The sequence below is a fragment of the Sphingobium sp. B11D3A genome (genome assembly GCF_025961695.1).
GTDB lineage: Bacteria > Pseudomonadota > Alphaproteobacteria > Sphingomonadales > Sphingomonadaceae > Sphingobium.
This window is the reverse complement of the sequence record NZ_JAOQOE010000001.1, coordinates 1,395,296-1,408,991: the sequence shown is the minus strand read 5'-3', so window position 1 is coordinate 1,408,991 and position 13,696 is coordinate 1,395,296. Positions and strand designations below refer to the sequence as shown.

Genomic DNA, 13,696 nt, shown 5'->3' with positions numbered 1-13,696 from the left:
GGTCTTCTTGGTCGTGGCCGATTTCCCGATCGGTCGAGGCCCCCTCGGCAGCACGAAGAGCCGGTCTTAAAGAGGGATGCCGCAGGGCTCAAGGGCCGTGGAACCCGACCACCCCATGGCTGCGGCCGTTCACCCGCCGTCGGAGTCAAGCGCTGCCAGCATGGCCAGCAGATGCGATTGGAGAATGGCATCGAGGTGGTGCATGTCGGCCGGGCGTCCCAGATCAGCCAGGCTGGTGACGCCCAGATCGCTGATTCCGCAGGGCACGATGCCGCTATAATGGCCAAGGTCCGGCGCGACATTGATGGAGAGGCCGTGCAGGGTCACCCATTTGCGGACCCGCACGCCGATGGCGCCGATCTTGGCCTCCGCCCCGTGCGGCCCCTGCGTCCAGACGCCGACGCGGCCATCCACGGTCCAGGCCTCGACGCCGAGATCGGCCAGCGCGGCGACCATCCACTGCTCGAGCGCGCGGACGAAGCGCCGCACATCGCGCCCGCGTCGGCCCAAATCGAGATTGAGGTAGACGACGCGCTGGCCGGGGCCGTGATAGGTATATTGCCCGCCGCGCCCCGTGACATGGACGGGAAAGACTGGTGCCAGAAGATCGGTCGAGAGCGCGCTGGTGCCGGCGGTGTAGAGCGGGGGATGTTCCACCAGCCAGATGCGTTCGCGCGCCTCGCCAGCGGCAATCGCCGCGACGCGCGCATCCATATCGGCCAGCGCGCTTTCATAATCGAGCAATCCCGGCTCGATCCGCCACTCAGGGCTGGCCGGGAAATCCTGTTCGGGGAGGGCAGGTGCGGTCATCTCGCCCGAGATGCGATCTGCGACCAAATTTGGCAAGGCATGGCTCGCCTATGGCGCGCGGGGCAGATATTGCCTATCGAGCGCGCAAACGGGAGCACAAGCGGTTGAGCAGGATCGATCTGGCAGCGATATGGGACGACGCCAAGCACATGGGCGCGGCAAACCGTGACCTTCTGGGCGCCGTGGCCGGCATGTTCATGTTCCTGCCCGCTCTGGTGGCCGAGCAGCTCGTCAAGCAGCCCGAGCCGCTCGCCGAGAATGCCACCAACGACATGATGCTGGCGCGGCTGACCCAATATGCCGAGCTGAACTGGCCGGTGCTGCTGGCCTTCGCCGCCATCTCGTCCTTCGCCGTTCTGGCGATGCACGCGCTGCTGCTGCGCGGCGAGCGACCGACGGTGCGGGAGGCTCTGGTCATGGCTCTTCCGGTCCTGCCCGGTTTCTTCCTTGCGAATCTTCTGCAGGGACTGGGCGCCATGGGCGGCTTCATGCTCTTCATTCTGCCCGGCTGCTATCTGATTGGCCGGCTGGCCTTGATCGCACCGGTCGCCGCAGCGGAGTCGCAGCGCAACCCGCTCACTATCCTCCGGCGCAGTGCCGCGTTGACGCGGGGAAATGGCTGGCGGGTCTTTGGCGTGCTCGGCCTCATTTTCATCATGATGATCGTGCTGGGGGTCGTGCTCACCTCCGTTGTGGGGGTGGTCGCCGAACTGCTGCTGCCGGCCGACATCGCCGACCTGCTGATCGCGATGGTCTCGGCGCTGGTGGAAACCGCCCGCACGGTGCTCGTCGTGCTGATCTGCGCCGCGCTTTACCGGGCGACGGCGGGTGCGCCGGCAGCCGGAGCGCCGTTCAGCTCCAGGTGACGCGCGGCGGCAGGCTCATCAGGATTGCGTCGATATTGCCGCCGGTCTTGAGGCCGAACAGCGTGCCGCGATCATGCACGAGGTTGAACTCGACATAGCGGCCGCGCCATTCGAGCAACTGCGCTTCCTGCTCCGCCGTCCATGGCAACCCCATGCGGCGGCGCACGATTCGCGGAAAGGCCTCTAGAAACGCCTCGCCCACCGCTTGGGTAAAGGCGAAGCTCTCCTCGAACGGCCCTTCGAGATGGTCGTAGAAAATCCCACCCACGCCGCGGTGAACCTGCCGGTGAGGAATGTAGAAATACTCGTCCGCCCACTGGCTGAAGCGCGGATAGTAGCTTTCATCATGCGCATCGCAGGCGCGGCGCAGCGTGTCATGGAAGTCCGCCGTGTCTTCCTCATAGACGATCGGCGGATTGAGGTCCGCGCCGCCGCCGAACCAGCGCTTGGTGGTGACCAGCATGCGCGTGTTCATGTGCACGGCCGGCACATGCGGATTGGCCATGTGCGCCACGAGGCTGATGCCGGTGGCGAAAAAGCCCGGCTGCTCTTCGCCCGCGCCGTGGATCGTCCGGGCGAATTCGGGCGAGAAGGCGCCGCCGACCGTCGAGACATTCACCCCGACCTTCTCGAACACCTTGCCCTTCATGACGCCGCGCACGCCGCCGCCACCACCGCCCTGTTCAATGGGGCCGGAGGGCTGGCCGTCGCTCTCGCGCCACCAGGACAGATAATCGAACGCCGCATCGCTGCCCGCTTCCCGCTCGATGGCTTCGAACGCCGCGCAGATCCGGTCCCGCAGGCTTTCGAACCAGGCGCGGGCGGCCAGCTGTTGATCGTCGAGGCTGTTGGGTGCGGTGGAAGTCATGCGGGGAAAAGTCCGGTCTGTCTGAGAGCTTCGCCAAGCGCGATGCCAGTTGCTACCGCGACGTTCAAGGAGCGAAAGCCGGGCGCCATGGGAATCCGCACGCGCAAAGCCGCTTGTGCGTGGATCGCCTCGGGCAGACCGGCGCTCTCGCGGCCGAGTAAGAGGATGTCGTCGCGCTGGAAGCTGGCATGGGGCAGGGGCACGCTGCCCACGCTGGTCAGCGCCACCAAGCGCGCGCCATCCTTCAGCCGCTCGGCGAGGAAGCTCTCAAAGTCGACATGCCGCGTCACATCGGCCTGCGCGCCATAATCCATCGACGCCCGGCGCAGTTGCGCGTCGGACACCGGAAAGCCGCAGGGAAGGATGATGTCGACCGGGATCTGCCAGCAGGCGGCCAGCCGCAGGATGGTGCCGACGTTGCCGGCGATATCGGGCTGATAGAGGGCGATGCGCATCCTCACCTCCTAGCCACGGCCCCTGCGCAATCCCACCCCTCTTGCGCCCGGCTGGAAAAAGGCGGGCGGGCCACGAAATTGAAGGTTGGCAAATCGCAATCAACGGCGCTATCAGGCGCCCGAACGCGCCGGGACCATCCTGGCGTGCGGTGTGTCGTATCATTCGGCGGACGAGCGGACTTCCGGCTAATAAGGAAGCCTTTCGGTTCGACCGCGCGATCGACTGGCGCCCGAATCGAGATTTCGGCGTGCACGACGCTCTCGGGCGATCGTGGACAAAGGGAGGCAATGACAAAGCATGGCCACTGAAGTGCAAGGGACGGAAGCTGTCATGGACGATGGCGAAGGCGTGCGTCGTCGCGACTTCATCAACATCGCAGCCGTGAGTTTCGCTGGTGTTGGCGGTCTCGCCGTTCTGTATCCGCTGATTACCCAGATGAGTCCGAGTGCGGACGTGCTGGCGCAGGCGACGACGGAAGTCGATCTGTCGGCAATCCAGGCCGGCCAGGCGATCAAGACGGTGTTCCGCTCGCAGCCGCTGTTCGTGCGGCATCTGACGGACAAGGAAATTGCCGAGGCGGACGCCGTCAACGTCTCCACCCTGCGCGATCCCCAGACGCTGGAAGAGCGCACGGTCGACGGCAAGAAGCAGTGGCTGATCACCATGGGCGTGTGCACCCATCTGGGTTGCGTGCCGCTCGGTGCCGGCGAGGGTGAGAACCGGGGCGAGTTCGGCGGTTATTTCTGCCCGTGCCACGGTTCGAGCTATGATACTGCCGCGCGCATCCGCAAGGGGCCTGCGCCGAAGAACCTCGTGGTTCCGCAGTATAAGTACACCTCCGACACCGCCATTCTCGTAGGCTGAGGATAAAGATAATGAGCTTTCCCTGGGCTGAGCATTACACGCCGAAGCATCCCGTGATGAAGTGGGTGGATGAGCGCTTGCCGCTCCCGCGCTTCGTCTACAACGCCGTTGGCGGCGGCTACGAAGTGCCGCGCAACCTCAACTATTTCTGGAACTTCGGTGTCCTCGCGGGCGTCGCGCTGACGATCCAGCTGATCACCGGCATCATCCTCGCCATGCACTATGCAGCGAATGCCGGCGTGGCGTTCGATAGCGTCGAGCACATCATGCGCGATGTGAACTCGGGCTGGCTGCTGCGTTATGCGCACGCCAACGGCGCGAGCTTCTTCTTCATCGTCGTTTATCTCCACATTTTCCGCGGCCTCTATTACGGATCGTACAAGGCGCCGCGCGAAATGGTGTGGCTGCTCGGTGTGGTCATCTTCCTGCTGATGATGGCGACGGCGTTCATGGGCTATGTGCTCCCCTGGGGGCAGATGAGCTTCTGGGGCGCGCAGGTGATTACCGGCCTCTTCGCCGCCATTCCGGTGGTGGGTGAGCCGATCCAGACCTGGCTGCTCGGTGGCTTCGCGCCTGGCAATGCCGCGCTCAACCGCTTCTTCTCGCTCCACTATCTGCTGCCCTTCGTGATTGCGGGTGTCATCATCCTGCACATCTGGGCGCTGCACATTCCCGGCTCGTCCAACCCGACGGGCGTGGAAGTGAAGGGGCCGCAGGATACGGTGCCGTTCCATCCCTATTATACGGCGAAGGACGGTTTCGGCCTCGGCGTGTTCCTCATCCTCTTCGCGCTGGTGCTGTTCTTCGCGCCGAATTCGATGGGCCACCCGGATAACTATATCCAGGCCAACCCGCTTTCGACGCCGGCGCACATCGTGCCTGAATGGTACTTCTGGCCGTTCTACGCCATTCTGCGGGCCTTCACGATGGATCTGGTGATCCCGTTCACCGGTATCGTGCTGGTTCCCGCGAAGCTCCTCGGCGTGATGGCGATGTTCTCGTCCATTCTGCTGCTGTTCTTCCTGCCGTGGATCGACACCTCGCCGGTCCGCTCGGGCAACTACCGCCCGCTGTTCAAGAAGTTCTGGTGGCTGCTCATTCTGGACGTGCTCGTGCTCGGCTATTGCGGCGGCGCACCGGCGGAAGAGCCCTATGTCATGATCAGCCAGATCGCTTCGGCTTATTATTTCGCGCACTTCCTGATCATCTTGCCGATCATTGCGTCCATCGAGCGGCCGCTGCCGCTCCCCGGTTCGATTACCGAAGCGGTGCTGGCCAAGGGCAAGTTCGAGGGAGAACAGTCTGCACCTCCGGGCATGGGCAGCGATACCCAGCCCACCGGCGCAGCTTAATTAAGGGGTCCGTCAATGGTTCGTGTCCTGGCCTTCCTTGTCGGCCTGTTTTTCTCCGGCATGCTGCTGCTCAGCTTCATCTGGGGTGGGGTCGCTTATGTGAGCGAGCCGCCGCAGCCCACGGCTGAGAAGGAGTTCCACCTCCACCCCGAAAAGGCTGGCTTCAGCTTTGAAGGGCCGTTCGGCAAATTCGATCGCGCGCAGTTGCAGCGCGGCTTCCAGGTCTACACGGAAGTCTGCTCGGCCTGTCACTCGATCCATCAGGTGGCGTTCCGCAGCCTCGCCGACCTTGGCTATAATGAAGCCGAGATCAAGGCGATCGCCGCGGCCCGTCAGGTGCCGTCGATCGACCCCAGCACGGGTGAACCCAGCACGCGTCCGGGCGTGCCGGCGGACAAGTTCCCGCTGGTCTATCCGAACAGCGTGGCTGCCGCTGCCGCCAACAACAACGCCATTCCGCCGGATCTTTCGCTGATCGCGAAGGCCCGTCATGACGGTGCGAACTATGTTCATGCGCTGCTGACCGGTTATCGTGAGCAGCCGGCCGAACTGCTGCGCAAGTTCCCCGACGCGAAGACGCCGGAGGGGCTGCACTACAACCCGTACTTCGCGAATCTCAACCTCGCGATGGCGCCGCCGCTGACGGCCGAAGGTCAGGTGACCTATGGCGAGGGTCAGCCCAAGCCGACCGTCGACCAGATGGCCACGGACGTCGCTGCCTTCCTGATGTGGACGGCCGAGCCGAAGATGGAAGCGCGCAAGAGCACCGGCATCGCCGTGGTGATCTTCCTGCTGTTCGCGACGGTGCTGGCTTACATGTCGTACCAGAACATCTGGGCGAACAAGAAGCACTGAGGGTTCCTGCCCGGGTCAGGAGACCCAACGAGATAAGAAGAAGGGCGGATCGCAGGATCCGCCCTTTTTTATGTGCCGATTGGTCTGAAGATTGTGCTTGCGCCAGGCGCTGCTGCGCAAGACCAGAGTCGTTGCGTCGGAGTTGGCGCCTCTCAGGCGAGGAAATCGCGAGCCCAGCGCTTGAGATCGCCGCCCATGGCATCGTCGCGACAGGCGAGCGCGAAATTGGCCTGAGCAAAGCCAAGCTTCGAGCCGCAGTCGAAGCGCTCGCCATCGAAGGTCACGCCGTGGAAGGGCTGCTGGCCGATCAGCTTCGCCATGGAATCGGTGAGCTGCACTTCGCCGCCAGCCCCAGCCTCTTGCGTCGCCAGCAGGGCCATGACCTCGGGCTGCAGAATATAGCGGCCGGGCAGCATCAGGTTGGAAGGCGCCGTGCCCAGCGCCGGCTTCTCGACCAGGCCCCGGACCTCTGTCAGCACGCCGTCGCGGGCGCCCGGATCGATAACGCCATAGCTGGGCGTTTCGTCCATCGGCACTTCAAGCGCGCAGACCAGATTGCCGCCGACTTTCTCATATTGCTCGATCATTTGGGCCAGACATCCCTTCTCACGGCCGACGAGAAGCTCGTCCGGCAGGATGATGGCAAAGGGCTCATCGCCGACAATATCACGCGCGCACCAGATCGCATGGCCAAGGCCACGGGGTTCCTGCTGCCTCACGAAGATTGCATTGCCGGGCGTCAGGCGCGTGCCTTCCAGCGCCGCGACGCTCTTGCCGCGGTCGGCTTGCGTCCGCTCCAGCTCGAAGGCGATATCGAAATGGTCCTCGATGGCGCCCTTGCCGCGCCCGGTGACGAATATCATCGTCTCGATGCCGGCTTGCAGCGCTTCATCGACGGCATATTGGATCAGCGGGCGATCGACGACGGGAAGCATTTCCTTCGGCACCGCCTTGGTGGCGGGCAGGAAGCGGGTGCCAAGCCCGGCGACCGGGAAGACAGCTTTGCGTATCGTCAAATGAACCCCCTGATTGCTCTGTCAGTCGTGGACGTGCCTATCGAGCATTAAGGTAAAGATACCGCATATTGTTCGATTGGCCGCCCCAAAGGCCGGATGAAGAGCCCCGCTTTGTGGTGGCATCCATCCAGGCCGAGGTCAGAACGGTCGGTGCGAAACTCGGTTCCGCCGAATTACCGACCGACGGCCGTGTAGGAGAAGCCGGCGTCTTCGACCAGATCGCGCGGGTAGAGGTTGCGCAAATCGATCATCACCGGCGTCTTCAGCAGCGACTTGATGCGTGCGAGATCGAGCGCGCGGAAGGCGTCCCACTCAGTGATGAACACCAGCGCATCGGCGCCGGCCATCGTGTCATAGGCATTGCCGAAATAGGTGACGTCGCGCAGCACCAGCTTGGCCTGCTCCATGCCCTCGGGATCATGGGCGTGGATCTCGGCGCCCGCGTCCTGCAGCGTCTCGATGATCGCGATGGCGGGCGAATCGCGCATGTCGTCCGTATTCTGCTTGAAGGTGAGGCCGAGCACGGCGATGGTCTTGCCACGCACTTCCCCGCCCATCGCTTGAATGACCTTTCGCCCCATGGCGCGCTTGCGCGAATCATTCACGGCGACGACCGTTTCGACGATCCGCTGCGGCGCCTCATAATCCTGTGCGGTCTTCAACAAGGCGAGCGTGTCCTTGGGGAAGCAGGAGCCGCCAAAGCCGGGGCCGGGGTGCAGGAACTTGGCACCGATGCGATTATCCAGGCCAATGCCCCGCGCGACTTCATGCACGTCCGCGCCCACCTTCTCACACAGATCGGCGATCTCGTTGATGAAGGTGATCTTGGTCGCAAGAAACGCGTTGCCGGCATATTTGGTCAGCTCGGCACCGCGCCGGCTCATTTCGATCACCGGCGAGCGGCCGATGACGAGCGGGCGATAGATCTGCCGCATCACGTCCAGCGCCCGGCGATCATCGCCGCCGATCACGACGCGGTCGGGGCGCTTGAAGTCATCGATTGCCGCGCCTTCGCGCAGGAATTCCGGGTTGGAGATTACGGCAAAATCGGCGTCGGGGTTGGTCTCCCGAATGATCCGCTCGACCTCGTCGCCGGTGCCGACAGGCACGGTGGACTTATCGACCACCACGGTGAAGCGCTTGAGGAACGGCGCGATTTCCGCGGCCGCGCCGTACACATAGCTCAGGTCCGCATGGCCATCGCCGCGCCGCGAGGGCGTGCCGACGGCGATGAAGATCGCATCGGGGTCGGCGAGGGCGTCTGCCGCTTGCGTCGTGAAGGACAGCCGGCCGGCCGCGACATTGCTGGCGACGAGATGATCGAGGCCGGGTTCGAAGATGGGGATGCGACCTTCCTGAAGGGCGGTGATCTTCGCCTCGTCCTTGTCGAAACAGATGACGTCATGGCCGAAATCCGCGAAGCACGCGCCAGAGACGAGGCCCACATACCCCGAGCCGATCATTGTAATTCTCACAGGAACACGCCCTTTTTGCCGTAATCACGGTGGATGCGCCGGCAGCCCGACGCCGCCAACAGGCGCAAGGCCTATTTAAAACTGGGCTTCAACACCAGCCAAACATAGGCCACCACGCCGACCAGCAGCAAAATCCCGGCGGCATGCATGACCATGCTGTCATGCTCGATCGCATAATTGCCGGCCTGGTTAGCAATGGCGCAGCCAAGCGCCGGCGGCAGATAGTCGATCATCCGGTCCGGCGGATTTTCCATCGACGAGCGCTGGAGGAACAGCACGATGATGCCAGCAAATATCGCCAGAGAGAGCCAGTCATAAACTGTTTCCATGCAGTCTTCTCCCGTCAGGCGGCACAATTTTGATCGCAGGATCGATCGGTTCGAAACCGCTAATTTTTCTGAAATGAAAACGCAAAGCGATTCACGATCTTTTCGTCGTATCGCTGCATAATCCCCCCATGCCAAAATGGTTCAGGCTCGGGACCGGCTGAAAATGGTCGCCTTGCATTGTGAAGATGATGCGTTACCTCGGAGCGCCCGTCCGGGCACAGGCATGGAGTGTTGCTATTGCGTAAGGGAATCATTCTGGCAGGCGGATCGGGGACGAGGCTCTATCCGCTGACCAAGGCCGTCTCCAAGCAGCTCATGCCGGTCTACGACAAGCCGATGATCTATTATCCGCTCTCGGTGCTGATCATGGCGGGCATTCGGGAGATCATGATCATCACCACGCCGCATGATCAGGCGGCGTTCCAGGCCTTGCTGGGCGATGGAAGGGCGCTGGGTCTCGACCTGCATTATGCCGTGCAGCCGGAGCCCCGTGGTCTGGCGCAGGCTTATCATATCGGTGCGGATTTCGTCGGCACGGACCCCTCCGCGCTGATCCTCGGCGACAACATCTTCTATGGCCACGGGCTCACCGAGCTATTGCAGGCCGCCAATGCGCGCGATCAGGGCGCGACGGTGTTCGGCTATAATGTCAGCGACCCCACAGCCTATGGCGTCGTCTCCTTCGATGCCGACGGGAAGGCGCAGACGATCGAGGAAAAGCCCGCGCAGCCCAAATCCAATTATGCCGTCACCGGCCTTTATTTCTACGACGGGCAGGCGGTGGAGCGCGCGTCCGGGCTGGCGCCGTCCGCTCGGGGCGAGCTGGAGATCACCGATCTCAATCGCGTCTATCTGGAAGCCGGCGAGCTGAATGTCGAGCTGATGGGGCGCGGCTATGCCTGGCTCGACACCGGCACGCATGGCTCGCTGATCGACGCGGCCAATTATGTGCGGATTACCGAGGAGCGTCAGGGCCTTAAAATCTGCTGCCCGGAAGAACTGTGCTGGCGCATGGGCTTTATCGATGATGCGCAACTGCTTGAGATCGCCGAGCCGCTGCGCAAGTCCGGCTATGGCGAGTATCTCCTCAAGCTGCTGGACGGCAAAGCCTGATGAACCTCATAGAAACGGCCATTAATGGCGTCTTCATCATCGAGCCGAAGGTTTTCGGCGACGAGCGCGGCTTCTTTCTGGAAAGTTGGAACGCGCGGGCGTTCAAGGATGCCGGGCTCGATATCGACTTCGTGCAGGACAATCACAGCCGCTCCTCGCGCGGGGTACTGCGCGGGCTGCACTATCAGCAGCCTGGCCCGCAAGGGAAGCTGGTGCGGGTTACGGCCGGCGCGGTGTTCGATGTCGCTGTGGATATGCGCCGGTCCTCGCCGACCTTCGGCAAATCGGTGGGCGTCGAATTGAGCGCGGCCAACAAGCGGATGCTCTGGGTGCCCGAGGGCATGGCGCACGGGTTCCTCTGCCTGGAGGATGGCACGGACTTTCTCTACAAATGCCGCGGCTTTTATGATCCGGGCCATGAGCACAGCCTGCTCTGGAACGACCCTGCGCTCGGCATCGACTGGCCGCTCGGCGACATCGTGCCGCAGCTTTCCGCCAAGGACATGGCTGGCAAGCCGCTGGCGGATGCGGTGACCTTCCCGTGAAGGTCATCATCACAGGGGCAGGCGGTCAGCTTGGCCAGGCGCTGCAACGATGCGCGCCTGAGGATGCGGACATTGTCGCGCTGGACCGGGCCGCGCTCGATATCGGGGACGCGGCGGCTGTTGCGGCGTGCGTTGCCGAGGTCCAACCCGCGCTTATTCTCAACGCGGCCGCTTATACCGCCGTGGACAAGGCAGAGAGCGAACGCGATCTTGCCTGGCGCATTAACGCCGACGGGTCGGGGAATCTGGCCCGTGCGGCAGCGTCAAACGGCGCGGCCCTTGTGCATGTCTCGACCGATTTCGTGTTCGATGGCACGTCTGGCACGCCCTATCGGCCGGACAGCCCCGTTGCACCGCTGGGTGTCTATGGCGCCAGCAAACGGGCAGGGGAGGAGGCGGTGCTTGCGGCGTCTCCGCAAGCCCTCATCGTGCGGACGGCCTGGGTCTATGGCGACACCGGCCATAATTTCGTGCGGACGATGCTGCGCCTGATGGCGGAGCGGGACGAGGTCCGGGTGGTCGCCGACCAGATCGGCACGCCGACTTATGCCGCCGGGCTGGCCGACGTCCTCTGGCGGTTGCAAACCGCAGGGGCAAGCGGCCTCCATCACTGGACCGACAGTGGCGCGGCGAGTTGGTATGATTTTGCCGTGGCGATTCAGGAGGAGGCCGTTGCGCTTGGCCTGCTGAACCGGGCCGTTCCGATCGTGCCGATCAGCACCCGCGATTATCCTACGCCGGCGCAAAGACCCTCTTATTCGGTTCTGGACAAGAGCAGCACCGTTGCGCACATCGGCGCACCCGCGCCGCACTGGCGCGTCCATCTTCGTGACATGCTCGGAGTGATCAAGGCGAATGGCTAATCTGCTCGTCACCGGCGGTGCCGGCTTCATCGGCGCGAACTTCGTGCATTATTGGCGCACCCATCATGCCAGCGACGTTGTCACGGTTCTGGATGCGCTCACTTATGCGGGCAATCCAGCCAATCTCGATGGCCTGAGCGATGTCGAACTGGTGGTGGGCGATATCTGTGATACGCCGCTCGTCGAGGATCTGCTGGCCCGCAAGCAGATCGACACCATCGTCCACTTCGCCGCTGAGAGCCATGTCGATCGCTCGATCACCGGGCCGGACGCCTTCGTGACGACCAATGTCATCGGCACGCACAGCCTGCTCAAGGCCGCGCGCAAGCTGTGGCTCGACACCGGCACGGGCCGTCCGCACCGCTTCCATCATGTCTCGACCGATGAGGTGTATGGCTCGCTGGGGCCGAACGATCCGGCGTTCAGCGAGACCACCGCTTATGCGCCCAACTCGCCCTATTCGGCCAGCAAGGCGGGTTCGGATCATCTGGTGCGCGCGTATCACCACACTTATGGCCTTGAGGTCACGACGAGCAATTGCTCGAATAATTACGGCCCTTATCAGTTTCCCGAGAAACTGATCCCGCTGTTCCTGCTCAACTGCCTCTATGGCCGTAATCTTCCGATCTACGGCGACGGCATGAATGTGCGCGACTGGTTGCATGTCGAGGACCATTGCCACGGCATCGAGAAGGTTCTTCAGGTCGGGCGACCGGGCGAGACCTACAATATCGGCGGCGGCCAGGAATTGCCCAATCTCACCGTTATCGAGGAGATTTGCGCGACGGTCGATCGCGCCTTCGCCGCCGATCCGAAGCTTGCCCAGCGCTTCCCCGACGCGCCTGCCGCACGGGGGCAGGCATCGGACACGCTGAAGACCTTCGTCACCGATCGCGCCGGGCACGACCGGCGCTACGCGATCGACGAAACCAAGGCGCGCTCGGAACTTGGCTATGCGCCACGCCGCACCTTTAGCGAAGGCTTCGCGCAGACGCTGGACTGGTATCTGAAGAATGAGCAGTGGTGGCTGCCGTTGCTTGAGAAGGCCGCCACTGGCCGGTGATGGGGGGAGGCGGATCTCTGATCCGCGCTATCCTTCGGGTCGCTGACCCCTCTCCCACTTCGACTAGGCAGCAGGCTGCCAAGTCTGCGCATCCCTCTCCCTCAAGGGGAGAGGGTTTGGAATGCTAAGCCATCGCGGCCTAGATTGAACTCATGACATCGGTCTGACGTCCGACGAGCCGGCCCACAACCCTCGTCACCCCGGGGTTCCGCCAGCCTTCTTGCAAACGAGGGAGTTGCAACCAAACCGTGCATTCGAGCGCCGGAATGTAATTGAGCATTAGGAAGCTGGACCCCGGGTCAAGCCCGGGGTGACGGTGGGGAACTGGGGCACTCTAGCCCCTTTAGCGAGGACAGTCCTTGCGGTGCGACCACTCAGGCGGCGCGGGACGCGTGAACTTGCCCCGTCGCTCAGTCTTCCTTGCTGAAGTAGTCCGTATATTTGCCGTAACCGCCGTAGGAATAGCCATAGGGGTCGGTCACGCCGCCATCGTAGCGGTTGAGGACGGAACCGAGGCATTCGGCGGGGTCGAGCAGGCGGATCGAATCGGTGACCTGCTTCTGGTTGGTCCGGCCCTGTTCGATCACCATCAGATAGGCATCGACATGGCCAGCGATCACCATGGCGTCGTCATTGGCGAACACGGGCGGCATGTCGAAGAGGATGATCGTATCGTCATCCAGCGTGCGCAGGGCTTTGACGAACCGGTCGAAGCGGTCGCCGGCGAGTAGCGGCATACTGTCGAGATCGTTCGAATAGCAGGGGTAGAGCGTGAGGTTGGTGCCTTCGACATGGCGGCCAATCTTGCGCAGATCGTCGGTTTCACCCGCGAGAAAGCGCTCCAGGCCGACTTCGCCCACCAAGCCGAAATTCTGCGCGAGCGAGGCCCGGCGAATGTCGAGGTCGAACACGAGGACCTGCTTGCCGGGCAGGCGGCTCAGCGTGGCGGCAAGATTGGCGGTCAGGAACGACTTGCCGGCACCGGGAGCCGGGGAGGTGACCCCGATGATCCGGTGCCCGCCCGCTACCATCCGCTTGACCACCTGCGAACGCAGCAGGCTGAACGGGCGGGAGGCAAGGTGCCGGTTGCTGAACGCCACGACATGCTGGGCTTCGAGAAGCTTCGGGTCGGGTGTGAACAGCGCCGTTTCATTGGGCGCGGGAATGCGGAAAGGCGCGCCCTGCAGGGCCGATGGCGCAAGCTGATCAGACAATGCTCAA

The 13,696-nt window shown here is 63.3% G+C and carries 15 protein-coding genes; 8 read left to right on the top strand and 7 right to left on the bottom strand.

What is annotated here, in order from left to right; all coding sequences use genetic code 11:
* Nucleotides 1-129: 129 nt before the first annotated feature.
* Nucleotides 130-810, bottom strand: a complete 681-nt coding sequence (lipB, locus tag M2332_RS06720) for a lipoyl(octanoyl) transferase LipB (RefSeq protein WP_264573440.1) — start codon at nt 808-810, stop codon at nt 130-132.
* A 104-nt stretch (nt 811-914) separates the two neighbouring features.
* Here lipB and M2332_RS06715 point away from each other — a divergent pair, with 104 nt between their 5' ends.
* Nucleotides 915-1,676 (top strand): hypothetical protein, encoded by a 762-nt coding sequence (locus tag M2332_RS06715; protein WP_264573439.1) that lies wholly within the window; start codon nt 915-917, stop codon nt 1,674-1,676.
* On the opposite strand, the gene hemF is transcribed toward M2332_RS06715, so the two are convergent.
* Complete coding sequence (gene hemF / locus M2332_RS06710) at nt 1,663-2,544, bottom strand: oxygen-dependent coproporphyrinogen oxidase (protein WP_264571115.1); 882 nt, start codon at nt 2,542-2,544, stop codon at nt 1,663-1,665. The two genes, M2332_RS06715 and hemF, sit on opposite strands and share 14 nt — an antisense overlap.
* Nucleotides 2,541-2,999 carry a tRNA (cytidine(34)-2'-O)-methyltransferase gene (locus tag M2332_RS06705; protein ID WP_264573438.1) on the bottom strand — a complete coding sequence of 153 codons (459 nt, stop codon included), beginning with the start codon at nt 2,997-2,999 and terminating at the stop codon, nt 2,541-2,543. Before M2332_RS06705 ends, hemF begins: the two co-directional genes overlap by 4 nt.
* Nucleotides 3,000-3,297: 298 nt before the next feature.
* Here M2332_RS06705 and petA point away from each other — a divergent pair, with 298 nt between their 5' ends.
* Genes petA through M2332_RS06690 form a run of 3 tightly spaced genes read left to right on the top strand, consistent with a single transcriptional unit; the run spans nt 3,298 to nt 6,071 of the window.
* The gene (gene petA / locus M2332_RS06700) at nt 3,298-3,864 is read left to right on the top strand and encodes a ubiquinol-cytochrome c reductase iron-sulfur subunit (RefSeq protein WP_181560428.1); all 567 of its coding nucleotides are present in this window, start codon (nt 3,298-3,300) and stop codon (nt 3,862-3,864) included.
* A gap of 11 nt (nt 3,865-3,875) precedes the next feature.
* Nucleotides 3,876-5,216, top strand: coding sequence for a cytochrome b (locus M2332_RS06695; protein ID WP_181560427.1), 1,341 nt, complete (start codon nt 3,876-3,878; stop codon nt 5,214-5,216).
* A 15-nt stretch (nt 5,217-5,231) separates the two neighbouring features.
* Nucleotides 5,232-6,071: a cytochrome c1 gene (locus M2332_RS06690; RefSeq protein WP_181560426.1), complete on the top strand. Its 840-nt coding sequence runs from the start codon at nt 5,232-5,234 to the stop codon at nt 6,069-6,071.
* Nucleotides 6,072-6,223: 152 nt separating this feature from the next.
* Here M2332_RS06690 and M2332_RS06685 read toward each other — a convergent pair whose 3' ends face one another.
* The 3 genes from M2332_RS06685 to M2332_RS06675 form a co-directional block, all read right to left on the bottom strand.
* A complete protein-coding gene (locus tag M2332_RS06685; protein ID WP_264573437.1) occupies nt 6,224-7,087 on the bottom strand; it encodes a UTP--glucose-1-phosphate uridylyltransferase in 864 nt (287 codons plus the stop codon).
* 173 nt (nt 7,088-7,260) lie between these two features.
* A complete protein-coding gene (locus tag M2332_RS06680; RefSeq protein ID WP_264571112.1) occupies nt 7,261-8,562 on the bottom strand; it encodes a UDP-glucose dehydrogenase family protein in 1,302 nt (433 codons plus the stop codon).
* Nucleotides 8,563-8,633: 71 nt separating this feature from the next.
* Nucleotides 8,634-8,891, bottom strand: coding sequence for an XrtV sorting system accessory protein (locus M2332_RS06675; RefSeq protein WP_181560423.1), 258 nt, complete (start codon nt 8,889-8,891; stop codon nt 8,634-8,636).
* 237 nt (nt 8,892-9,128) lie between these two features.
* Between M2332_RS06675 and rfbA the strand changes: the two genes are divergently transcribed.
* From rfbA to rfbB, 4 genes are read left to right on the top strand one after another with little or no spacing between them, the layout of a single operon-like run.
* A complete protein-coding gene (gene rfbA / locus M2332_RS06670; protein WP_264573436.1) occupies nt 9,129-10,004 on the top strand; it encodes a glucose-1-phosphate thymidylyltransferase RfbA in 876 nt (291 codons plus the stop codon).
* Entirely contained in the window at nt 10,004-10,549 is a 546-nt protein-coding gene (rfbC, locus tag M2332_RS06665) for a dTDP-4-dehydrorhamnose 3,5-epimerase (protein WP_264573435.1), read from the top strand. The genes rfbA and rfbC overlap by 1 nt, the downstream gene beginning before the upstream one ends.
* Nucleotides 10,546-11,412 (top strand): dTDP-4-dehydrorhamnose reductase, encoded by an 867-nt coding sequence (gene rfbD / locus M2332_RS06660; protein ID WP_264573434.1) that lies wholly within the window; start codon nt 10,546-10,548, stop codon nt 11,410-11,412. Before rfbC ends, rfbD begins: the two co-directional genes overlap by 4 nt.
* Nucleotides 11,405-12,475 carry a dTDP-glucose 4,6-dehydratase gene (gene rfbB, locus M2332_RS06655; RefSeq protein ID WP_264573433.1) on the top strand — a complete coding sequence of 357 codons (1,071 nt, stop codon included), beginning with the start codon at nt 11,405-11,407 and terminating at the stop codon, nt 12,473-12,475. Before rfbD ends, rfbB begins: the two co-directional genes overlap by 8 nt.
* 410 nt (nt 12,476-12,885) lie before the next feature.
* Here rfbB and M2332_RS06650 read toward each other — a convergent pair whose 3' ends face one another.
* Nucleotides 12,886-13,689 (bottom strand): CpsD/CapB family tyrosine-protein kinase, encoded by an 804-nt coding sequence (locus tag M2332_RS06650; RefSeq protein ID WP_264573432.1) that lies wholly within the window; start codon nt 13,687-13,689, stop codon nt 12,886-12,888.
* Nucleotides 13,690-13,696 lie beyond the last annotated feature (7 nt).

What these genes read in the sequence shown, in the direction of transcription:
- lipB (WP_264573440.1), bottom strand. Translation starts at nt 810, where the DNA reads ATGACCGCACCTGCCCTCCCCGAACAGGATTTCCCGGCCAGCCCTGAG.
- hemF (WP_264571115.1), bottom strand. Translation starts at nt 2,544, where the DNA reads ATGACTTCCACCGCACCCAACAGCCTCGACGATCAACAGCTGGCCGCC.
- M2332_RS06705 (WP_264573438.1), bottom strand. Translation starts at nt 2,999, where the DNA reads ATGCGCATCGCCCTCTATCAGCCCGATATCGCCGGCAACGTCGGCACC.
- petA (WP_181560428.1), top strand. Translation starts at nt 3,298, where the DNA reads ATGGCCACTGAAGTGCAAGGGACGGAAGCTGTCATGGACGATGGCGAA.
- M2332_RS06695 (WP_181560427.1), top strand. Translation starts at nt 3,876, where the DNA reads ATGAGCTTTCCCTGGGCTGAGCATTACACGCCGAAGCATCCCGTGATG.
- M2332_RS06690 (WP_181560426.1), top strand. Translation starts at nt 5,232, where the DNA reads ATGGTTCGTGTCCTGGCCTTCCTTGTCGGCCTGTTTTTCTCCGGCATG.
- M2332_RS06675 (WP_181560423.1), bottom strand. Translation starts at nt 8,891, where the DNA reads ATGGAAACAGTTTATGACTGGCTCTCTCTGGCGATATTTGCTGGCATC.
- rfbC (WP_264573435.1), top strand. Translation starts at nt 10,004, where the DNA reads ATGAACCTCATAGAAACGGCCATTAATGGCGTCTTCATCATCGAGCCG.
- rfbB (WP_264573433.1), top strand. Translation starts at nt 11,405, where the DNA reads ATGGCTAATCTGCTCGTCACCGGCGGTGCCGGCTTCATCGGCGCGAAC.